Origin of the sequence: Bartonella sp. MM73XJBT, assembly GCF_028618465.1 — a bacterium.
Classification (GTDB): domain Bacteria; phylum Pseudomonadota; class Alphaproteobacteria; order Rhizobiales; family Rhizobiaceae; genus Bartonella.
On the sequence record NZ_JAQISY010000005.1, the window covers coordinates 54,990 to 77,375 of the forward strand.

General features: G+C 38.8%; 17 protein-coding genes, 1 tRNA gene and 1 pseudogene. 8 read left to right on the top strand and 11 right to left on the bottom strand.

Translation table 11 applies throughout. The annotated features are described in order from the left end of the window. Positions 1-98: 98 nt before the first annotated feature. The 3 genes from rpsA to aroA all read right to left on the bottom strand — a co-directional run bounded on the left by rpsA (position 99) and on the right by aroA (position 3,903). A complete protein-coding gene (gene rpsA, locus PVV69_RS02950) occupies positions 99-1,799 on the bottom strand; it encodes a 30S ribosomal protein S1 (protein WP_273720226.1) in 1,701 nt (566 codons plus the stop codon). 131 nt (positions 1,800-1,930) lie between these two features. Beyond that, positions 1,931-2,578 carry a (d)CMP kinase gene (cmk, locus tag PVV69_RS02955; RefSeq protein WP_273756380.1) on the bottom strand — a complete coding sequence of 216 codons (648 nt, stop codon included), beginning with the start codon at positions 2,576-2,578 and terminating at the stop codon, positions 1,931-1,933. After that, entirely contained in the window at positions 2,575-3,903 is a 1,329-nt protein-coding gene (gene aroA, locus PVV69_RS02960) for a 3-phosphoshikimate 1-carboxyvinyltransferase (RefSeq protein WP_273756381.1), read from the bottom strand. The genes cmk and aroA overlap by 4 nt, the downstream gene beginning before the upstream one ends. A gap of 190 nt (positions 3,904-4,093) precedes the next feature. Here aroA and PVV69_RS02965 point away from each other — a divergent pair, with 190 nt between their 5' ends. The 4 genes and pseudogenes from PVV69_RS02965 to PVV69_RS02980 form a co-directional block, all read left to right on the top strand. Beyond that, positions 4,094-4,474: a TIGR02300 family protein gene (locus PVV69_RS02965; RefSeq protein WP_273720221.1), complete on the top strand. Its 381-nt coding sequence runs from the start codon at positions 4,094-4,096 to the stop codon at positions 4,472-4,474. A 123-nt stretch (positions 4,475-4,597) separates the two neighbouring features. After that, positions 4,598-4,673, top strand: a tRNA-Ala gene (locus PVV69_RS02970). 452 nt (positions 4,674-5,125) lie between these two features. Further along, positions 5,126-6,964 (top strand): dihydroxy-acid dehydratase, encoded by a 1,839-nt coding sequence (gene ilvD, locus PVV69_RS02975; RefSeq protein ID WP_273720218.1) that lies wholly within the window; start codon positions 5,126-5,128, stop codon positions 6,962-6,964. 232 nt (positions 6,965-7,196) lie between these two features. Continuing rightward, positions 7,197-7,505 (top strand): annotated as a pseudogene (locus PVV69_RS02980) (Arm DNA-binding domain-containing protein); the annotation flags it as partial. 303 nt (positions 7,506-7,808) lie between these two features. Here PVV69_RS02980 and mutS read toward each other — a convergent pair. Further along, positions 7,809-10,544 (bottom strand): DNA mismatch repair protein MutS, encoded by a 2,736-nt coding sequence (mutS, locus tag PVV69_RS02985; protein ID WP_273756382.1) that lies wholly within the window; start codon positions 10,542-10,544, stop codon positions 7,809-7,811. A gap of 213 nt (positions 10,545-10,757) precedes the next feature. Between mutS and PVV69_RS02990 the strand changes: the two genes are divergently transcribed. After that, positions 10,758-13,049, top strand: coding sequence for an NADP-dependent malic enzyme (locus PVV69_RS02990; protein ID WP_273756383.1), 2,292 nt, complete (start codon positions 10,758-10,760; stop codon positions 13,047-13,049). A gap of 49 nt (positions 13,050-13,098) precedes the next feature. Here PVV69_RS02990 and secB read toward each other — a convergent pair whose 3' ends face one another. Continuing rightward, on the bottom strand, positions 13,099-13,581 hold the full coding sequence (gene secB / locus PVV69_RS02995) for a protein-export chaperone SecB (protein WP_273720212.1): 483 nt from the start codon (positions 13,579-13,581) through the stop codon (positions 13,099-13,101). Positions 13,582-13,727: 146 nt separating this feature from the next. After that, positions 13,728-14,234, bottom strand: coding sequence for an FxsA family protein (locus tag PVV69_RS03000; RefSeq protein ID WP_273756384.1), 507 nt, complete (start codon positions 14,232-14,234; stop codon positions 13,728-13,730). A 203-nt stretch (positions 14,235-14,437) separates the two neighbouring features. Between PVV69_RS03000 and PVV69_RS03005 the strand changes: the two genes are divergently transcribed. Both PVV69_RS03005 and PVV69_RS03010 read left to right on the top strand, forming a co-directional pair. Beyond that, entirely contained in the window at positions 14,438-15,130 is a 693-nt protein-coding gene (locus tag PVV69_RS03005; protein WP_273756417.1) for a Tim44/TimA family putative adaptor protein, read from the top strand. A 57-nt stretch (positions 15,131-15,187) separates the two neighbouring features. Then, positions 15,188-15,787: a Smr/MutS family protein gene (locus tag PVV69_RS03010; RefSeq protein ID WP_273756385.1), complete on the top strand. Its 600-nt coding sequence runs from the start codon at positions 15,188-15,190 to the stop codon at positions 15,785-15,787. 960 nt (positions 15,788-16,747) lie between these two features. Here the strand turns inward: PVV69_RS03010 and PVV69_RS03015 are convergent. From PVV69_RS03015 to PVV69_RS03025, 3 genes are read right to left on the bottom strand one after another with little or no spacing between them, the layout of a single operon-like run. After that, the gene (locus PVV69_RS03015) at positions 16,748-17,749 is read right to left on the bottom strand and encodes an Hsp33 family molecular chaperone (RefSeq protein WP_273756386.1); all 1,002 of its coding nucleotides are present in this window, start codon (positions 17,747-17,749) and stop codon (positions 16,748-16,750) included. Between the two features lie 11 nt (positions 17,750-17,760). Further along, positions 17,761-18,717, bottom strand: a complete 957-nt coding sequence (argF, locus tag PVV69_RS03020) for an ornithine carbamoyltransferase (protein ID WP_404978364.1) — start codon at positions 18,715-18,717, stop codon at positions 17,761-17,763. Positions 18,718-18,722: 5 nt separating this feature from the next. Then, positions 18,723-19,928, bottom strand: a complete 1,206-nt coding sequence (locus tag PVV69_RS03025; RefSeq protein ID WP_273756388.1) for an aspartate aminotransferase family protein — start codon at positions 19,926-19,928, stop codon at positions 18,723-18,725. 481 nt (positions 19,929-20,409) lie between these two features. On the opposite strand from PVV69_RS03025, the gene PVV69_RS03030 reads away from it, so the two are divergent. Continuing rightward, positions 20,410-20,940 carry a GcrA family cell cycle regulator gene (locus PVV69_RS03030; protein WP_273720201.1) on the top strand — a complete coding sequence of 177 codons (531 nt, stop codon included), beginning with the start codon at positions 20,410-20,412 and terminating at the stop codon, positions 20,938-20,940. A 559-nt stretch (positions 20,941-21,499) separates the two neighbouring features. Here the strand turns inward: PVV69_RS03030 and PVV69_RS03035 are convergent. Next, positions 21,500-22,153, bottom strand: coding sequence for a DsbE family thiol:disulfide interchange protein (locus tag PVV69_RS03035; RefSeq protein ID WP_273756389.1), 654 nt, complete (start codon positions 22,151-22,153; stop codon positions 21,500-21,502). After that, positions 22,128-22,379 carry a hypothetical protein gene (locus PVV69_RS03040; protein WP_273756390.1) on the bottom strand — a complete coding sequence of 84 codons (252 nt, stop codon included), beginning with the start codon at positions 22,377-22,379 and terminating at the stop codon, positions 22,128-22,130. The genes PVV69_RS03035 and PVV69_RS03040 overlap by 26 nt, the downstream gene beginning before the upstream one ends. Positions 22,380-22,386 lie beyond the last annotated feature (7 nt).

A 22,386-nucleotide genomic window follows, 5' to 3' on the forward strand; every position in this document is an offset into this window, starting at 1 on the left:
ATAACTGAAAAGTAAACAATTTTTTAAAACAAATAAAAAAGGCCGCTAGAAAAACAAGCGACCCTACTTTATAGATAATTTCTTTTAACAATGGAACATTAATCTTGTTCTTGTTTTTTCAAAGCAGCACCGAGAATATCACCAAGAGAAGCGCCTGAGTCTGTAGAACCGTACTGTGCAACGGCTTCTTTTTCTTCTGCTATTTCTAAAGCTTTGATAGACACTGAAAGTTTACGTGTTTTCTTATCAAATGCGGTGATGCGGGCATCAACTCTTTGACCAATAGAAAAACGTTCAGGACGCTGTTCATCACGATCACGAGCGAGATCAGCACGGCGAATGGTTGTTTCAAGGTTATGGTCAATTAATTTGACATCAATATCATTGTCATTAACGGCGATCACTTCACATGTTACAACAGCCCCTTTGCGAAGTTCACCTGCTGCTGCTGCTTCTCCAACTTTATCACTAGAAAGTTGCTTAATTCCAAGAGAGATACGTTCTTTTTCAACATCAACATCAAGGACCACAGCTTTAACGATATCACCTTTATTGTAAGTATCAATGACTTGTTCACCAGGGCGATTCCAGTCAAGATCAGAGAGATGAACCATGCCATCAACATCACCTTCAAGACCAATGAAGAGACCAAATTCTGTCTTATTTTTAACCTCTCCTTCGATTTGTGAATTGACAGGAAATTTGTTAGCAAAAGCAACCCATGGATTTTCAAATGTCTGCTTTAAGCCAAGAGAAATACGCCGTTTAGAAGGATCAATTTCAAGTACAACCACTTCTACTTCTTGTGATGTAGACAGAATTTTTCCAGGATGAACATTTTTCTTTGTCCAACTCATTTCAGAGACATGGATCAATCCTTCGATTCCTGGCTCTATTTCAACGAAACCACCATAATCAGTAATGTTGGTAACAGCACCGGTGATTTTTTTACCCACAGGATATCTGGCACTGATGCTTTCCCAAGGATCACTTTCAAGCTGCTTCATGCCAAGAGAGATACGGTGTGTATCTTGATTTATGCGAATAATCTGGACTTTAATTGTTTGCCCAATGGTGAGAACTTCTGATGGATGATTAACGCGTCGCCAAGCCATATCTGTGACGTGTAAGAGCCCATCAATTCCACCAAGATCAACGAAGGCACCGTAATCAGTAATATTTTTAACCACACCTTCAACAATTTGGTTTTCTTCAAGATTTTGTACAATTTCTGAACGTTGTTCAGCACGGCTTTCTTCTAAGACAGTGCGGCGTGAAACGACAATATTACCACGACGACGATCCATTTTTAAAATTTCAAAGGATTGTGAATTGTGCATAAGAGGTGAAACATCACGGATGGGGCGAATATCAACTTGGCTACGGGGTAAAAAAGCAACGGCACCATCGAGATCGACCGTAAAGCCGCCTTTTACTTGGCTAAAGATAACCCCATCAACGCGTACACCAGCATTAAATTTTTCTTCCAAACGAATCCAGCTTTCTTCACGCCTTGCTTTTTCACGCGATAGAACAGCTTCACCCATCGCATTTTCAATGCGTTCAATGTAAACTTCAACTTCATCGCCAACTTGTAAGGAACCGTCTTTTCCTTTAGCTCCAAATTCTTTGAGTGGAATACGTCCTTCGACTTTAAGTCCAGCATCAATAATGGCCATGTCTTTCTCGATTGCAATAATGCGACCTTTAACAACGGATCCTTCATTAAGATCATTGGTTTGAAAGGATTCCATAAGAAGGGCTTCAAAATCCGCTGTTGTGGGATTGTATTGTGACATAAGAACTCCTGATACATACCTTGAATTTAAAGGTATAAGCGCTAGGTTAGTGTTAACATGGGGCAAGTTCCTGCCTTTTTCCTTGAATACAGAAAAAAATTAGCGCTCGGCCGGAAATCACCTTTACAACTTCATCCAATTATACGCTCTTTTATGATAGGATCAATAAAAGTGCATGCAATTGCAAATGTTGCTTCTATACTCAATTCTGACGTATCAAGCAAGTGGGCGTTTTTTGCTGGTCGCAGTGGGCTTTGTTTGCGGGTTATGTCACGTCTATCGCGCTGTTCAAGATCGCCAAGGATTTTGTGATAATCTGCCTGGTCTCTTTTTTCTACCATCTCCTGATAGCGGCGTTTTGCACGTGTTTGAACATTGGCTAAAACATAAAACTTAATATCGGCATCGGGGCAAACAACAGTACCAATATCACGTCCATCAAGTACACTACCAGGTAAAATTTTAGCAAAACCACGTTGTTTTTCGACAAGGATTTCACGTACAGCGGGGTTAAGTGCTATTTTTGAGGCAGCCTCACCAAGTTCATGAGAAGAAAGAAGGACTGGATTTAAAGTGTTAAAATCAAGCTCTTTGGCACAAGCAAGAGCACTTTTTTCATCATTGAAAGGCAATTTTTGTTGTAAAAGTGCGTAGGCAACACCACGATAAGTAAGCCCGGTATCGAGATGGTGAAGATGATAATGCGTAGCAATTTTGCGTGCTAATGTTCCTTTTCCTGAAGCTGCTGGACCATCAATTGCGATCACAAAAGGTTTCAAGCGATTGTCCCCCCAAGTTGTTTTATGAAAGAAATAAATTCTGGAAAACTAGTAGCGATCATTCTTTGATCATCAATGGTAACAGGCTTTTCTGACGCGAGTCCAAAAACCAGAAAGCACATAGCAATTCGATGATCAAGATATGTGGTAACGTTTCCACCACCCAATCCTTTTCCGGAGCCTTTTCCATGAACAATGAGAAAGTCTTCCCCTTCTTCACATTCTACATGATTTATTTTGAGTCCTTTTGCGATTGCAGAGAGTCGATCTGATTCTTTAACGCGTAATTCCTCAATTCCGAGCATCATCGTTTTGCCTTCAGCAAAGGCTGCTGCTACCGCTAAAGCGGGATATTCATCAATCATTGATGGGGCTCGTTTTTTGGGCACAACAACGCCTTTTAGCGTTGAGGATTGAACACGCAGATCGGCAACATCCTCTCCACCTGTTTGGCGTTGGTTCAAAAGTTCAATTTGAGCACCCATTTCCCATAATGTTTCGATAAGTCCTATTCGAGAAGGGTTTATAAGAACATTTTCAATGGTGATATCAGAGTCCTCTACAAGAAGGCCAGCGATCAGTGGAAAAGCCGCGGAAGAGGGGTCTCCTGGGATATCAAGAATTTGTCCGGTAAGATGTGGTTGGCCATTGAGGTGAATAAAACGTGTGCCTTCTATATCTGTTTCTATTTCAAGTGCAGCACCAAATGCTTTTAACATCTTTTCCGTATGATCTCGTGTTGGAATTGGTTCAATAACGGTTGTGGTACCAGCTGTATTGAGACCAGCAAGCAGGATTGCAGATTTAACTTGGGCAGAAGCCATGGGAATACGATAGCAAATTGGGTTAGCCATTTTGGGACCATGAAGCGTTAAAGGAAGAAGGTCACCACGAGTTGCTGTAACGTCAACACCCATTGATCGTAATGGATCGAGAATACGTCCCATAGGACGTTTGGAAAGAGAGGCATCACCGATAAAGGTTGTTTTCATATGATAAGGGCCAACCATTCCCATAACGAGGCGAACACCTGTTCCAGCATTACCAAAATTGAGAGGGTTTTGTGGCGCTAAAAGGCAACCATTTCCAGTCCCTCGTATAATCCAGCAATCATTTTTCTTTTTCATACAGGCGCCCAAAGCTTGCATAGCAGCCGCTGTCTTTAAAACGTCATCACTCTCAAGTAGTCCGTGAATATGTGTTTCACCAGTTGCGAGTCCTCCCAATATAAGAGATCGGTGAGAAATTGATTTATCTCCTGGTATTTTAATTTTTCCAGAAAGACGGGTAGATTTGTAAGCGGTTATAGGTATTGCTTTTTGCATAGAAATTCTATTTAATTTTATCTAAATTTTACGAAATTAATCCCCTCCTTAGCACATGCTTTGAGAGGCGTCATGAGGAAATCTATGGAGAATGATGTATTTATCTTTTGACAAAGACATTATTTTTTGATTAAGCACCATGAAATTTATTTTTTAATGGAATGATAGTTAAGTAAAAGAGGCACGGTTTATGGCAAAACAGGATCTTGGAACTAAGCGTGTTGATCCAGAAACGGGAAAGAAGTTTTATGATCTTAATCGCGACCCTATTGTATCGCCTTATACAGGGATTTCTTATCCACGTTCTTATTTTGAGGTTGCAGCAGCTGAAGCAAATAGTGAAGAAGATGTTGATACTGAAGAGCTTGATACAGCACTTGAGAAATCTGCCTTTATGCTTCTTGAAGAGGATGGTGACGATTCTAAAGATGATGATCTTCCTGATTTGGAGGATGGTGATGTTGATCTTGGTGATGACGATGATGCCTTTTTGTCCCATGATGAGGACGATGAGGATGATGATGTTGCCGATATTCTCGGAGGCGGTGTTTCTAACGACGACGATTCTTGAAAGTTAAGAGAAGCGTAAAGTTATTCTTTTCATTGAATGCAAATTTTTCTTGATCTTCGATTTTTATCGTTCTAGAAAATTTCAGTCAGGTTGTTTGCCTTTCTTTTAAAGGGGCGACTATATGGGGCTATAGCTCAGCTGGGAGAGCGCTTGCATGGCATGCAAGAGGTCAGCGGTTCGATCCCGCTTAGCTCCACCAAAAAGACCAAAGTTTTTTTCAATAAGCTATCAATATTTTATAAAAAGAATTTATCTGCTGTGAAGGGTGCATTTTTATCTATAGCATTTTCAATGATTGCATATTGCATAATGTGCCTATTTACAAGAGTTCGCTATACGCCTTTTCTTTATAATACTCAGGAAATTTATTGCTATGAAAGCGCAAGAGCAGATGAGTGATATTTTGTAGTTTGCGCAAATATCTTTACACGGAAAATGAAAGTCTGTTCTCATATTATTTCTTAAATCAAAAGCTTTAGCGATCATTTTTGCAGAAAATGTTTTGGATAACCAACGATAGCTGTAGCTTTCAATTTTGTGATTTAATTGCCTCAATAACGGGCTTTTTTTATTTTTCGCAGGCGACCTCTTGTTTTTAAGGGGAGATTGCAGCAAAACAAAGAAAATGGAATTATTTGAGGGGAAAAAATAATGCCTTCTTACCGTTCAAGAATATCGACTCATGGACGCAATATGGCAGGGGCTCGCGGTCTTTGGCGTGCGACAGGGATGAAAGAGACTGATTTCGGCAAACCTATCATTGCTATTGCCAATTCTTTTACACAATTTGTACCAGGACATGTCCATTTAAAAGATCTTGGACAGTTGGTAGCACAACAGATAGCAATTGCTGGCGGTGTTGCGAAAGAGTTTAATACTATTGCTGTAGATGATGGAATTGCGATGGGGCATGATGGAATGCTCTATTCTTTGCCATCACGTGAAATTATTGCTGATTCTGTTGAATATATGGTCAACGCCCATTGTGCTGATGCACTTGTCTGTATTTCCAATTGTGACAAAATAACGCCAGGTATGTTAATGGCTGCTTTACGCTTGAATATTCCAACAATCTTTGTTTCAGGCGGTCCTATGGAAGCAGGTAAAATTAAATGGAAAGGTCAAAATCTTACTGTTGATTTGGTTGATGCAATGGTTGCTGCGGCTTCAGAGCATAATTCAGAAGAAGAAATTGTGGAAATGGAGCGTGCTGCTTGTCCAACATGTGGTTCTTGTTCAGGAATGTTTACGGCTAATTCTATGAATTGTTTAACCGAAGCATTAGGGCTTTCTCTTCCTGGCAACGGGTCAATATTAGCAACGCATAGAGATCGCCAAATGCTTTTTGAAGAAGCAGGAAGACAGATTGTTACATTGGTCAAACGTTATTATGAACAAGGAGATGAGACAGTTTTACCGCGTTCGATCGCCTCACGCAAGGCTTTTGAAAATGCCATGGCTGTCGATATTGCTATGGGAGGATCCACCAATACTGTTTTACATCTTTTAGCGGCTGCGCAAGAAGGTGAAGTAGATTTTACCATGACGGATATTGATCGGCTTTCACGTCGTATTCCTGTTTTGTGTAAGGTTGCTCCTTCTGTTGCAAATGTGCATATGGAAGATGTCCACCGCGCGGGTGGAATTATGGCTCTTTTAGGAGAATTGGATGCTGCCGGACTCATTGATACCTCTACTTATACGGTTCATGCAAAAACGATGAGGGAAGCTCTTTGCCACTGGGATATAAAACAGACACATGAATCAACGGTTCATGAATTTTATCGTGCAGCGCCAGGGGGGATTCCAACGCAAACAGCGTTTAGTCAATTTTGTCGCTATGAAACCCTTGATCTTGATCGTGAAAAAGGTGTGATTCGTGATAGAGAACATGCCTATTCGCAAGATGGAGGATTAGCGGTTCTTTATGGGAATATTGCCAGAGATGGTTGTATTGTAAAAACAGCGGGTGTTGATCAATCAATTTTAACTTTTAAAGGTTCAGCAAGAATTTTTGAAAGCCAAGATTCAGCAGTTTCAGCAATCTTAAATAATAAAATTCAATCAGGCGATATTGTTTTAATTCGCTATGAAGGTCCCCGTGGTGGACCTGGAATGCAAGAAATGCTCTATCCAACAAGTTATCTCAAATCCAAAGGATTAGGCAAGGACTGTGCACTTATAACGGATGGACGTTTTTCAGGAGGAACTTCAGGACTCTCAATAGGTCATATCTCACCAGAGGCTGCAGAGGGAGGAGAAATTGCTTTGGTAGAAGAGGGAGATATCATAGAAATTGATATTCCTAATCGTACCATTCATATGTTGGTCGATGACGCTGAGATAAAGCATCGTCGTGCTAAAATGGAAGCAAAAGGAAAAGCAGCTTGGCAACCGGTTGAGGAGCGTGAGCGTAAAGTCTCAAAGGCTCTCAAAGCTTATGCAGCGATGACAACTTCTGCTGCTAAGGGTGCGGTTCGTAGCATATGATTGTATGAAAAACCTCATTTATGGAAAATGAATAGAATTGTAAGTCTTTTTCGTAAGATGACAATACATTGATTTATAATGATGAATTATCATTTTTCAACTTGGATCACAACTCCGAATATCGTGAGATTTTCTCATCACAAATCCTCTCATATTGAATCGATTAAGATCACTTGCTTGCACGTCATAAGCGGGCTGGCGTGTGGGTAAACTGGACAAGAAAGGAGTAAAAATGTCTCTTATGAATGCTCTCAAAGGCAAGGGTTATCGCAACATTGGGAGTTGGCAAATATAATGATGGTGCCGGCTTGCTTCTTTACAAGCATAAAGATGGTGGTGCTAATAGCTTTATCGTTATACCCTTCATGGTAGGTTCCGTGAAATTGGCTTTTGTGCTTTAAGAAATGTTTCTTTAAAATAAGCCCGTGAATGTGCAACTGGGTGGCGTTCTGTTTTACATGAAGGTCGTGACTTCATGAAAAAACGAGAGAAACAAAAGTGTGAAGCAATGCGCAATCTCCATTATTTAAAGGACATTGCTTGAGATACTTTTGAAAATCGGAAAGCAGAGTTTCAAACTGATTATTTTACATGCTCTGGAAGAATATTTAAAATCAGAGCGCATCAGAATGACAAGTATCACGCTGACGAATATGGGTGCTACAAATTGCATTTTTGTATAAAAACAATTAGCTTTAAGAAATGTTATGCATTTGCTTTCTTGGTCTCTACTTTTTACTGCTTTTAAAGAGACATTGTGTGAAAGCAATGATAAGATAGTGAAGAGTCGATATGCGTTAGAATGATCAAGGAAGAATGCTTTTTTTAATTTTCTATAAAGGGCTTAGTTTTTTTCCAGTTGTTTGAGGCGGTAAATTTCTTCTAAAGCTTGTTTAGGGGAAAGTTCATCAGGGTGAATATTTGCTAAAGCTTTATGAAGTATGCAATGGTCTTGTGTTTTTTCATTGACAGGAGATACTGCTTTAAGGGAAAAAAGCGGTAAATCATCAATGAGTTTATGTCCTTTCCCAGCCATTTCACCTTGTTCTAATTGGTGGAGAACATCTGTAGCACGGGCAATAACCGCTGGCGGAAGCCCAGCAAGTTTTGCAACTTGTACGCCGTAGGATCGGTCTGCAGCTCCTGGTGTGACTTCATGAAGAAAAACCACATCACCATCCCAATTTTTAACTTTCATTGTTACATTATGAAGGCGGTTAAGCTTTTCTGTCAGTGCTGTCATTTCATGAAAATGGGTAGCAAGAATAGCACGACAGCAATTAACTTCATGCAGATATTCCACAGCTGCCCACGCAATGGAAAGTCCATCAAAGGTTGATGTTCCTCGTCCAATTTCATCAAGAATAACAAGGGATTTGTGACTAGCGTGGTTAAGAATTGTTGCTGTTTCCACCATTTCCATCATGAAGGTTGAGCGCCCTCTTGCAAGGTCATCGGAAGCACCAACACGACTAAAGAGGCGATCAACGACGCCAATATGTGCGCAAGTTGCTGGAACAAAGGATCCCATTTGCGCCATAATAGCAATAAGTGCATTTTGCCGTAAAAAAGTGGATTTTCCTCCCATATTGGGACCGGTCAAAAGCCAGATTGCTGCATATTGATGATTTTCTTGTACAGAAAGATCACAATTATTGGCAACAAAGGGTTCTGCTGCTTGTTTTCGGAGTGCTTGCTCTACGACAGGATGGCGCCCAGCAGTGATATGAAATGTAAGAGAATGATCAATTTTAGGACGACAATATCCTTGTTCTTCAGCCAGATGTGCTAATGCGATGGATACATCCAAGACAGCAAGTGCTTCGGCTGCTTTACGAATGAAATCAACCTGCTCAGTAATTTCATGCACAAGGGTTTCAAAGATTTCTAGTTCAAGTGTCAGTGCGTGGTTAGCTGCATGGGCAATACGGCTTTCAAGGTCAGCAAGCTCTGTTGTGGTAAAGCGCATAGCATTTGCCATTGTTTGCCGATGAATAAAACGTGCTTTGGCTTGAGGGTTATTTGTGAGTGCGGATGCTTGCACATTTGTGACTTCAATGAAGTAGCCTAGAATATTATTATGCTTGATTTTAAGAGTCTTAATATCTGTTTCTTGGGCATATTGTGTTTGAAGTTCCAAAATAACACGGCGCGATTCATCACGTAGAGCACGCATTTCATCAAGCTCTTTATGATATTGAGGGCGAATAAAACCACCATCACGTTTAAGCAGAGGAAGATCATCCGCTAATGCTCGTTCTAAATGATCATGTAAAGCAGTAGGCAAATGTGAGAAAACCTGTTGTACGTCACTGATTTCTTGAGGAAGCAATTGATTATTAAAAAGCTGGTGAATTTCACGAATAATTTCAAAACCACGCTGGATTGTAGCTATATCACGGGGACCACCTCGTCCAAGCACCAAACGTGACACTGCACGGGGCATGTCTGGCCCCCCTTTTAAAATGAGCTTTATAGCTTCTGCAAGCGAGGTGTTTCGTAAAAAAAAGGCAACCGAATCGAGACGATGATCAATAGCTGAGGGTGTGGTGAGAGGCGCAATAAGGCGATCGACAAGAAGACGTGATCCCCCTCCTGTTACAGTACGATCAATAGCTTTTAATAAGCTTCCATCACGTTGTCCTGAAGTGGTTCGGACAAGCTCAAGACTAAGTCTGGTTGCAGCATCAATGAAAAGGGTAGCACTTTCATTTTGACGTTCAGGACGCATAAGAGGAGGGCGATGCGTGACTTGTGTTTTTTCGATGTAACGAATGGCAGCAGCGATTGCAGAAAGTTCAGGGCGAGAATAATCGGCAACACCTTCAAGGGTTGAAAGTTTAAAATAACCGCAAATATCGCGTTCAGCAGTGACTGTGTCAAAGAGATTAGCAGGTTGAGGCAAAACAATGCGATTGAGAACATGAAAAAGTGATTTATGGGATTTATCATGAAAGAAAGAGTCAGCGACAATAATTTCTTGAGGATCTACGCGCATAATATCTGCCAGAAGTTTTTCATGACGGCTTTCTGTTACACGAAATATGCCTGTTGAGATATCAATCCAAGAAAGGGCAAAATCCTCTCCGTCGCTGGTTTTGATGCGAGCAAGTGTCATCAGATAATTTGCACGCGTTGGATCAAGAAGCTTTTCTTCGGTAAGAGTTCCAGGTGTGACAAGGCGAACGACATTGCGTCGAACAACTGATTTTGATCCACGCCTTTTAGCTTCTGCAGGATCTTCTGTTTGTTCACAAACAGCAACGCGGTAACCACAAGCAATGAGTTTTTGCAAATAGTCATCAGCAGCATGAACGGGAACCCCACACATAGGAATATCTTCACCCAAATGTTTGCCACGTGTTGTAAGTGTGATTCCTAAAGCTTGGGCAGCTTCAACTGCATCATTAAAAAACAATTCATAGAAATCACCCATACGGTAAAAGAGAAGGGAATCATTATTGACTGCTTTGATTTCTATATATTGCTCCATCATAGGAGTGAGGCGTTGTTGATGAGGAGCAGATGAGAGGGCAGGCTGAGGAATTAAATTATTTTTATAGTTGTTTTTTTTATCCATGTTTACGCGCCTGTTTCCTTCAAGTGAGGTTTTAATGCCCTTTTTTGTTTACTTCAGTAATACTTATCTTCATTATCTCTAAAAATTGAAACGTGTAATCAGGTTGGTTAAAGCAAGCATAGCGATTTCTCATGTATGAATCAAATTTTAAAATTGGGTAATTACACGTATCATAGAGCATAATTGACACTGTTTTGGAGAGAATTGAGTGAAATGAAAAAGCAAAATCAGAAACTACCTCAAATGATTTATGGTGTTAGTGAGCAAGAAGCTCTTGATTTTCATAGTTGTGGTCGGCCTGGAAAGCTTGAAATTATTGCAACAAAGTCTATGGCAACACAGCATGATTTAGCACTTGCCTATTCACCAGGTGTTGCTGTTCCAGTTAAAGCAATTGCTCAAAATCCAGCATTGGCTTATGATTATACGACAAAAGGAAATCTTGTGGCTGTTATATCAAATGGAACAGCTATTTTAGGATTGGGCAATTTAGGTGCGCTTGCATCTAAGCCTGTAATGGAAGGCAAAGCAGTGCTTTTTAAGCGCTTTGCGGATATTGATTCCATTGATTTGGAAATTGATACAGACGATCCAGAAAATTTTATCAATTTAGTACGTCATTTGGAACCGTCTTTTGGCGGTATCAATCTTGAAGACATTAAAGCACCAGAGTGTTTTATGATTGAGAGTCGCTTACGCGAAATCATGAATATTCCTGTTTTTCATGATGATCAACATGGTACAGCAATTATTGTTGCCGCTGGCGTACTGAATGCTCTGTATTTAACAGGGCGTGATATGCAAAATACTAAGTTAGTCTGTAATGGTGCTGGCTCTGCTGGAATTGCTTGTATTGAATTGATTAAAGCAATGGGGTTTCGACCTGAAAATGTTATACTCTGTGATACGAAGGGCGTTGTCTATGAAGGGCGCAAAGAGGGAATGAATAAGTGGAAAGCTGCCCATGCTCTTCGAACCGATAAACGCACGCTTGCCGAAGCAATGGAAGGTGCGGACATGTTTTTTGGGGTTTCTGCTAAAGGCGCAATTACCCCTGAGATGGTCAAATCAATGGCACCACAGCCAATCATTTTTGCCATGGCCAATCCCGACCCAGAAATTACACCAGAAGAGGTTATGCAAGTGCGTAATGATGCCATTATGGCAACAGGTCGTTCGGATTATCCAAACCAAATTAACAATGTTCTTTGTTTTCCTTATATCTTTCGTGGTGCGCTTGATGTACGTGCGACGGTTATCAATGAGGACATGAAAATTGCTGCTGCAAAAGCTTTAGCGCAGTTGGCCCATGAAGAGGTTCCTGACAGTGTGGCAGAAGCTTATCGTGGCAAGCGATTGAAATTTGGACCCAATTATATCATTCCTGTTCCTTTTGATCCACGTTTGTTTACGGTTGTTTCAAAAGCGGTGGCAAAAGCGGCAATGGAGAGTGGTGTTGCGCGAAAGCATATTGATGATTTAGAGGCTTATGAACGTGATTTGAGTGCAAGACGTGATCCCATTTCCTCTGTGATGCGTGGAGTTTATAATCATATTCGCCAAGCGCCAAAACAGATTGTCTTCGCAGAAGGTGAAGAAGAGCAAGTCATCCGAGCTGCTGTTTCCTATGTTCATCAAAAACTAGGACAAGCAATTTTGATTGGTCATGAAGAACAAGTGAGAGAAACTGCTGCTATTGCTGGTATTGATCTTGAGCGAGAAGGTATTTCACTGATGAATGCTAAGCTTTCTTGTCGTACGGATGCTTATGCGAATTACCTTTATAAAAAGATGCAGCGTCAAGGCTGGCTATTGCGTGATTGTCACCATCGTATCAATAATGATCGCAATTATTTTGCTGCTTGTATGGTGGCATTAGGGGATGCTGATGCAATGGTTACAGGGGTAACACGCAATTACGAAACAGCATTAATCGATATACGTCGTGTGATTAATGAAAAACCAAAAGAACGGCTGATTGGTATCTCAATGGCTATTTGCCGTGGGCGAACTGTGTTTATTGCAGATACAGCTGTTTACGAGGATCCTAGCGCCGAAGAACTTGCTGATATAGCGGAACAAACAGCTTCTTTTGTCCATGGATTTGGATATCAGCCAAGGGTAGCTTTTTTAGCATTTTCTACTTTTGGTTATATGAAGGGACAAGTTACACAAAATATCCAAAATGCTGTTCGTATTTTGCATGAACGCGGGGTTGACTTTGAATTTGATGGAGAAATGAGTGCAGATGTAGCGCTCAATTTGAAGTTAATGCAGCAATATCCCTTTATGGGATTAACAGAACCAGCTAACATTTTAATAATGCCTGGCTATCATAGCTCTTCTATTGCGAGTAAAATGTTGCAAGAGCTTGGTGAAGCAACCATTATTGGACCTATTCTGATTGGATTGGAAAAATCTGTCCAAATTGTACCGTTTAGTGGAAATGATACGGATGTTGTCAATATCGCAATGCTAGCAGCGTATCATGCAAAAAAGTTGTAAAAAAAGGCCCTGATATTTCAGGGCCTTTTTGACAATAAAAAATAAATTTTTAAGATGGTTGTACCTGACTCTGATTGTCATTTTGTTCTTCAGCAAGACGTTTTTGAAACAATGCTGCAAAATCAATTGGATCAATCCAAAGAGGTGGAAATCCCCCATTTTGGGTGGCGTCAGATATAATTTGCCGCGCAAATGGAAACAAAAGACGAGGACATTCAATAAAAACAAGAGGCATAACATGCTCTTGTGGAATGTTTTTAATATGAAAAACACCACCGTAAATGAGTTCTACATGAAACAGTGTTTCCGCGTCATCATTGGCTTTTACGGAGAGGGATAAAATAACATCATAATTATCATCACCAATTGGGTTTGCGTTGACATTAATATTGATATCTATTTGTGGTGCTTTTTCACGCGAACGCAGTGAATGAGGAGCACTTGGGTTTTCGAATGAGAAATCTTTTAAATATTGCGTTAATACAGCAAAAACTGGCTCTCCACCACTGTTGTTCATTTCACCTTCAGCCATAGTATAAACCTTTTCATTTATGATAATATATATTTTTCTATTTTAGAACCGCAGATTAAGCTGGTTATCACGCCTTGCAAAAGGTTGCAAGAAACGCTCCTCTTGTCTTGATTATTTTTTAATTTGGATACAGATTGTTGGGAATTTCAATGATTATCATCATTTTTACGCCATAAGGATTCTGTAGTATTATAAACTTCGTAGTCTTCTGCTTTAAGATCAATGGTTTTTTCAGCAGCATTTTGAGTATTGGTTTTATTTTTAGTACGGGTGTTTATTTTATTTCTAGATAATGAAAAGAAATGCCAGATAAGAGAACGAATTGGCTTAATAAGGAGTAATATTCCCAAAATATCGCTTACAAATCCAGGGAGAATGAGCAAAATAGCGCTCACAATGACGAAGGTATCATTGATAATAGTGTTTTCTAGTCTACGTCCTTGAATAAGTTCACTTTGTATATTTTTTAAAAGGCTAAACCCTTGAACTCGCAATAAAATGCCCCCAACTATTGTTGTGAGAACAATCAAACTCAAAGTTGCTAGAATTCCAATTTCTTTTCCAACAAAAATAAAACCAGCGATTTCAATTAAAAGAGCGCTAAGGAAAATAATGATAAAAAAGCGAGGATTTATAGGGTAAGACTTTATCACATGAAAACTCCCTTCTGAATAGTTTAGGATAGAAGATTATACGAGTCATTCTTTTAAACATACATGAAGAAAGGTTATAAAAATACATGAGAGGTTATAAAAATATTTGAATAGTAGATTCCTCATTTTACATATTTATTGATAAATGATATTGACTGCAATGTTTATACAGATCATCTTAGGTTTGGAGATTGACAGCACCCATGGAATTTGACGTTATATTTGTCGTAGCTCTTGTTATTATGGTTATCGTTTTTGTGCAACTGCGTAATGTATTAGGAAAACGAATTGGTTTTGAAAAGCCTCCCTTTGATCCTTATTCGCATCGTTCTAAAAAACAAACTGAGGCAGAAACGACAGATAATATTGTTTCGTTCCCTCATCAAGAAAATTCGCAAAAGAATGATTTTAGCGAGATTGATACGATTTCACCAGAAGGAACTATACTGAATGAAGGTTTGCGAGCGCTTCGCAAAATTGATTCTCATTTTTCTCCTCAATTTTTTATAAAAGGTGCACGGGTTGCTTATGAAATGATTGTTACAGCTTTTGCTAGAGGTGATCGAGATCAACTTAAAAGATTGCTTTCTCAAAATGTTTTTGAAAGCTTTTGTGCTGCTATTGAGAAACGTGAAAACAATAATGAAAGAGTTCAGTTTACTTTCGTTGGAATTAATAAGATAGAGTTCGTTTCAGCAGCAATACAAGACAAGGACGAATTTATAACTGTGCGGATTATCAGTGAGATGATTTCTGTAACCTATAATGGGCAAGGAGAGCGTATAGATGGTGATCCTGATGCTATCGTAGAAATTAGAGATGTTTGGACTTTTGTTCGCAACAGCCTATCATCAGATCCAAATTGGAAACTTTTTGCAACAGAAGATGAAAATTAAGATTTTTTATCCCATAAGATCATAATAAATAAGCTTTATAAGAGATTGAAGATTGAAATGTCTACGGAGGAATGGAGACGCAAAAAGGAATTCTTGACTCCACAAGATCGTCTTTTATGGGAGAGGGTGTGCCGTACAATAAGACCGCTTCATGGTAAACTCTATTCTTCTCTTACAAAAGATGCAGCAAGTATTGATAACGCAAAACAGCGCCTAGCGCCAATGTTTTCATTATCTCAAGAAAATACACAGAAACAAACAGTAGTTAAAACAGAAAAGGAAACGCTTGCACGAGCGCATAAAATCCATTTTTTTGATCGTGCTGCATATCGCAAGATTGCCAAAGGTCATTATCCTATAGAGGCGCGTCTTGATCTTCATGGTTGTATGCAGGAAGAAGCTTATTTTTTCTTAAAAAAATTTCTACAATCATCTCAGCAGAATGGATTGCGTTATGTGCTTGTGATCACAGGAAAAGGACGATCACCTGGGAGTGCTGCTGCTTTGTATAAGTTTGTTCCTCATTGGTTATCAACACCAACTTTTCGATATTATGTGCATGCCTTTGAGCAGGCGGCTCGCCAACATGGTGGTGGAGGTGCGCTTTATATCTGGTTGCGCCGTTTTGCACTAGGCAAAGGGCATGATATCATTTGAGTTATTGTAGGTTCAATCTTTCTTTTGTTCGTTATGGTATTTTACAAGTTATATGTTTGGCAGAAATATGGGAGCACAAACTTTAATCATGAGGTTTGTGCTATTGTGTCTGATTTTTATAAAGAGCAATTCTGTTTATCTGTTTAAGCCAATCTGTAAGGAAATAACCACTATCAGTTCAAAAATATTCGTAGCATAACGAGCCTGTAGAAAGAATATCCAAAGCTCTACAAAATTTTTAAAAGATTCTCATTCTCTTCAAGAATGAAATATTTGTTTGTTATCTTTATTTTTGATGCTTTGGGCTAGCATAGCAGCATATTGAGATTGGTAGATGCTATAGACAGTTTTTTATAAAAGAGCATAAAATATTTTATCGTCACTTTTTATTTAAGACATATACAATAATGAAGTTTTACTGCCCTTATTCTTATGTTTCTCAACGAACAAAGTAGGACCATCATTATATTTATAATCTCTATTCTATACTTCATATATTCAAACGATTCATAAGGATTATTTTCCTCATTTTTATTTCCTCAATATTTTTTATGATTCATAATAAAAGGATTTGAATAAGAAAATACCATTATATTGAGCAAGTTTATTGAATCTGAAAAAGATTATTTACCATTAATAATCAATATGTTGATAATTTAAAAAGGAAGAGTTCTTCAGTGTAAAAAACTAATTTATGATATGCAAATATGAAGGAGAGCTGTATTCGAAATGAAAGAGAGGTGTGTGTCGAGAACAAGATATACAAAAGATTTGAAAGGTTGATATGGTCTGTCTCTAGGTGCAGTTGTGTAATTAAAGTGGTTTTAGTAACAGAAAGAACAAAGCATATTTGAAACTATAAGTTATTTTTATAAAAGAGCATAGGGAATGCATACACATTGATGTGACAAGATTTAGGATTGTATAGCTAAGCATTTTCTTGTTTGTAAGAAATATTTATTAGATTTTTTCTTCAGAAAATTCTTGCTGTTTAAAACGATAAGTTGTTGAGCAAAATTCACATGTGACGGAAATATATTGATTTTTAACCATTTCATTTCGTTCATCAGGGGGGAAGCCTTCAAGCATTCCTTTAATTTTTTCACGCGAACAAGAGCATTGGTCCACAAGAAAAAACGGATTAAAAACTCTGACACCGTATTCATGAAAAAGACGGAATAATAGCCGCTTACTGCCGACTTGGGGATCTGTCAATTCTGCACTTTCAATGGTTGCTGTTAGCGCTTTAGCTTCTTGCCATTGGTTTTCAAGTTGTATATCGATTTTCCCTTCTTCTTGTTTTTGACCTAGATTATCTATTTGATGATGAGATGCTGCTTTGGGCAAGAATTGGGTCAAAATCCCTCCTGCTCGCCAGTTTTTCTGTGTTTTTCCTTGTTGGTCTCGATTGACCAATATAGCGACTGCCAAACTGATATCGGTAGGAATTTGTTCTGATTGATCAAAATAAATACGAGCAGCTTCTTGTAAGTTTGTTCCGTCTAATGCAACGATTCCCTGATAGGGCTGTGTATGGGAGCCTTGGTAGATGGTGAAGGCTAAAGTGCCTTTTCCCAAAAGGGTTTCTGAAGATATTTGCTCATTAGCAATTGCTTTTTTTAACTGTTCTTTATCAAAACGCGCATAACCGCGCAGATGAGAGGGAGGAGAGAAATCGCATACCAACATATTAACCAGCCCATTGGAATGGGTTTGTAAAATAAATTTTCCCTTGAGTTTTAGGGAAGTTCCAAGCAAAACGGTCACAACTAAAGCTTCTGCGAGAAGGTAAGAAACTGGTTCAGGATATTGATGTCTTGTAAGAATAGAATTTAAAGCGTCACCAAGTTGTACAGCACGCCCACGAATATTCAGTTCTTCTACTTGAAAGGGAATAACAGTATCATCTTCACTCAAGTGAATATTATTGAGAGAAGATTCATCTGTGGATTTTTTGCGCATATTCTTGCCTTTTATATGATCTGTTTTGCAAGATATTGTGAAGAGAAAAATCCATCTTGTAAACACCATGCAAGAATTGCTTTTTGGGTATGAAGACGATTTTCCGCTTCGTCAAAAACAACCGAATGTGCTCCATCTATCACAGCATCAACAACTTCTTCACCACGATGAGCAGGAAGGCAATGCATGAAAAGAGCATTGGGTTTTGCTAATTTCATTAAAGCTTCATTGACTTGATAAGGTTGAAAAATAGAATGATCGCGGGCACGAAACTCTTGTCCCATGGAAAACCATGTATCTGTAATAATACAATCGGCATCTTTAGCAGCCTTTTGAGGATTATGCGTTAATGTAATATGAGCACCTCGTTCACGTGCCCAGTGAACAAATTTTTCTTGTGGTTCGCTGCCTTTTGGAGTGGCAATACGTAAGTGGAAGTTAAAAAGGGCAGCCGCTTCGATCAAGGAATGAAGCACATTATTACCATCTCCCATCCATGCAAATATTTTTTTTGCAATGGGCCCACGATGTTCTTCATAAGTTAGGATATCTGCTAGAATTTGGCAAGGATGTGTGTCATCTGTAAGAGCATTAATAACAGGAATCTGTGCATATTGTGCCAATTCAAGCATTCGGTTATGTGTTGTTGTTCGTAATGTAACAATATCTACAAAACGCGATAAGACCCGTGCTGTATCAGCGATAGTTTCACAATAACCAAGTTGCATCTCTGAACCCGTTAACATGATTGTATCTCCCCCAAGTTGGCGCATGCCGATATCAAATGAAATACGGGTTCGTGTGGATGGTTTTTCAAAAATCATTGCGAGTGTTTTATCAACAAAAGGTTTTGAGCTTTTCCCTGCTTTGAAAGATGCCTTAAGGTTTTTTGCATAATCGATAAGAGCACGTGCTATTTGCGGGGTTAAAATGGATAAATCGGTGAAGTGGCGAAGAGCATTTGTCATGTTTGTCATATTTTCCTTTTTTTATTTTTTTGCGAAAGAGAGGCAATTGCTTTTTCAATACGACGTAAGCTTTCATCGATTTCTTCTTCCGTGATGATAAGAGGAGGCAATAAGCGCACTACGTTATTGTTGGCATAAGTGCATAGAACATATTCATTTTCCAAGGCACTTACGACTACATTTGAGGGAACAACACACTGAATGCCTATCATCAGTCCTACCCCTTGAATTGCAGAGATAATATCAGGATAGATATCGATCATTTTCGAAAGTCCATTTTTAAGCTTATCGCCTATCTTCTCAACATGTTGAAGAAAGCCTGGTTCTAATATAATATCAAGGACACTATTGCCTACCGCCATTCCAAGAAGATTTCCTCCAAAGGTTGAACCATGGGTCCCTGGTGTCATACTTTTTGCGGCTTTCTCTGTTGCAAGACAAGCTCCCAGCGGAAATCCACCACCTAATCCTTTTGCAAGAGTAAGAATATCAGGTGTGATATCACTCCATTGATAGGCAAAAAGCTTTCCTGTACGTCCAATACCCGTTTGGACCTCATCTAAAATCAATAATAAATTATGATCGTCGCATATTTTGCGCAAAAATTTTAAAGTTTCGTGAGAAACCGTTCGTATTCCTCCTTCACCTTGAATAGGCTCAATAAGAATAGCTGCGGTATTTTTATTGATGGCGTTTCGCAAAGCGCTTTCATCACAAAAAGGAATTTGAATAAATCCACCAGCTTTTGGTCCAAAGCCTTCGAGATATTTTTCGTGCCCAGTAGCAGCAAGCGTTGCAAGTGTGCGTCCGTGAAAGGCACCTTCAAAAGTAATAATTTCAACGCGTTTTGGATGTCCGGATGCGTAATGATAATGACGAGCTGTTTTGAACGCGCATTCTAATGCTTCAGCACCAGAATTACAGAAGAAAACCTTATCAGCAAAACTATTTGCACAAAGCCGTGCAGCAAAAGCTTCTTGTTCAGGTGATTGAAAAAGATTGGAAATATGCCAAAGTTTTTCAGCTTGTTTTTTGAGAGTATCGACCAACCTTGGGTGCGCATATCCTAATGCATTAACAGCAATACCAGATGTCAAGTCAAGATAACGCTCTCCTTTATCAGAAATAAGCCAGACACCACTGCCTTGTTTAAAATGCAAATTACGTCGAGCAAAACACTTATAAAGTGGCTGTAGAGCAGTAGTGCCCATTATTATTTCCTTTTATATTTTAAATTTTGTTATACAATAAACAAAACAATGTGATAAATAAAGCAGTGTTCTACCTTTAGATACAGTATAATCATCACTTCATTATACGCTTCATTGTTACACCCATATGATAAATCATTAGCGAGATGGCTAGAAAGTCAATAAAGGTTCTGCAATAAGTATTTTAGGGGAAAGTCTTAAGCAAATACGATAGTTTGGCCTGTACTTGATTTGCAAGTTGGGGAAAACGTTCTAAATAAACTTTTCAAGTGGGAAACACTCTTGTCAGAGAGTCAATGCATATTGTAGTTTAAGTCAGCAAACAAGATTGTGTTGAAGTTTTAAGTTCCATAGGTTGAATGAAATTGTTGTGCTTAGGGTGGAGTAATTTTTTTCATTCAATTCATTGGGGACATTATTCAAATATTTGAAGATGCAAAGGGCTGCATCTCATTGAGGTGATCAGAATTGGAGTGCTGATATGGGTTGGACAGATAAACGCGTTGAACTTCTTAAGAAACTCTGGAGTGAGGGGTTAAGTGCAAGTCAAATTGCCGCCCAGTTAGGTGGGGTCAGCAGGAATGCGGTAATCGGTAAAGTGCATCGATTAAAGTTACCGGGACGTGGTAAAACAGCACAAGGGAGTGTACGTGCCCAAAAGACACCTGCCAGTAGTCCATCATCTCCGCGTATGCGTCGTACAACATCGACGGTATCGCCAACGATTGCTCCGTCTTGCAGCGTTGGAGCAACGGATGTAAAGATGGAGACTGTAGTCGAGGATATAAAAGAAACCGATGTGCCTGAGAAACCGAATGTCGTTGTGCCTATATCACGCCACCTTAATCTTTTGCAATTGAGTGAGAATACATGTAGGTGGCCCGTTGGAGATCCTTTATCATCAGATTTTCACTTTTGTGGTGCTGATTCCGGTGAAAATAGTCCTTACTGTGCTTTTCATGCTAAAATAGCATTTCAGCCAATCTCTGAAAGACGTCGGATAAGAATATAATATTTGAATGTAAGCGCTATTAACTTCTCTATTGTATCATTACTATCAAAGGTGAGAATTTTGCTGAAAAGGGAAGTTTTTTCTGTTAAGAGATATCTCCAAGTATTATTTTTTGTGTTATTGTATAATGAGGCTCTGTCAAGGTCGAAAAATTGTCTATTTTTACTGTTTTTATTTAGCTTTACGGATCAAAGTATCTACAGCAGTATTTTATGAATAATGCAGATTGTATAAAGCTTCACGCTTTTGTTTTTCATACTCTTATAGTGGCGTCGTTTTTCTTATGCAGAAGATTACACCATTTATTCAGTTACGCACTGATCTTAAAGAAATTTACTTTGTTTATTCTATTGCTTTAGTGGCATAATGCAAAGTCTATGGCGTACTATCATATTTACTTATTCCTAATGTACAGCTACTTTTGCATTAAGTTCCACAAGAATGCAGAGTAAGTTTTCTCAAGTGGTTTTATTTATGTGTCTCTTCTTACTATATCATGCGAGCAAATTTTTTGAGAATTTATCATCAGAGGGAGAAATAAGAAAATTTAACCCTATTCTCATTCTTTAATATGGGAAAACAACGCATTATCTTTACGCATCAATGTATTTTTATTGGATATCTCTTCTTGCATGATAGCCTTTTCAATTTTTGGCAGGATTTTGTTCTGATAAATTTGCCACGTTAAGGGGCCAACATGTTTAGCAATAATAATGTGCTCTTTATTCAAAAGAAAGGTTTCTGGTGCTCCATATACTCCCCAGTTAATGGCTGTATATCCTGAAGCATCAAAGCCAATTACTTTAAAAGGGTTTCCAAAACGATTCAGAAAGCGTTGAGCGTTTTCTTTATTATCTTTATAATTAATACCAATAAGATCAAAACGTTTATCTTGTGCAATCTTCATTAAAAACGGATGTTCTTTACGACAGGCAGAACACCAAGATCCCCAAAAATTGATTAATATTACACGTCCTTTCAATTGGTCTGAATGGAGGAAATGATTTTCATTGACAAGAAGGGGAAGACTTATTAGGGGAGCTGATTTTTCAACGAATCTGTTTGGCAGAAGGGAAGTATCATTGGGGTATTTTCTCCCTATAAGATAGAAGAAAAGCACAGTGAGAAAAAGAAAAAACACAAATGGTCCCAAAAGACCAAACACGATAGATAAAGATGTGTTTTTTTTAATTTTTTGAGGGGTATTTTTCATTATGTTTTTCTTTCCAAAACAGCTCTTTTTTGTTCAACTGTTGTAGGATTTTTTTTTGATAGAGAGCTTTGCAAAGGATGTGACTCATAAGGCACAGAAGGAGGATTGCGGAAAGCATGTAACTCAAAATAACAATTTGCTTGTGGTGAAGAGTACCAAGAAAAAAGTCAATTTGCTGAGAGAGATTTCCTAAAAGTCCACTATGAATGCTATTAAAATCAGGCATGATGAAA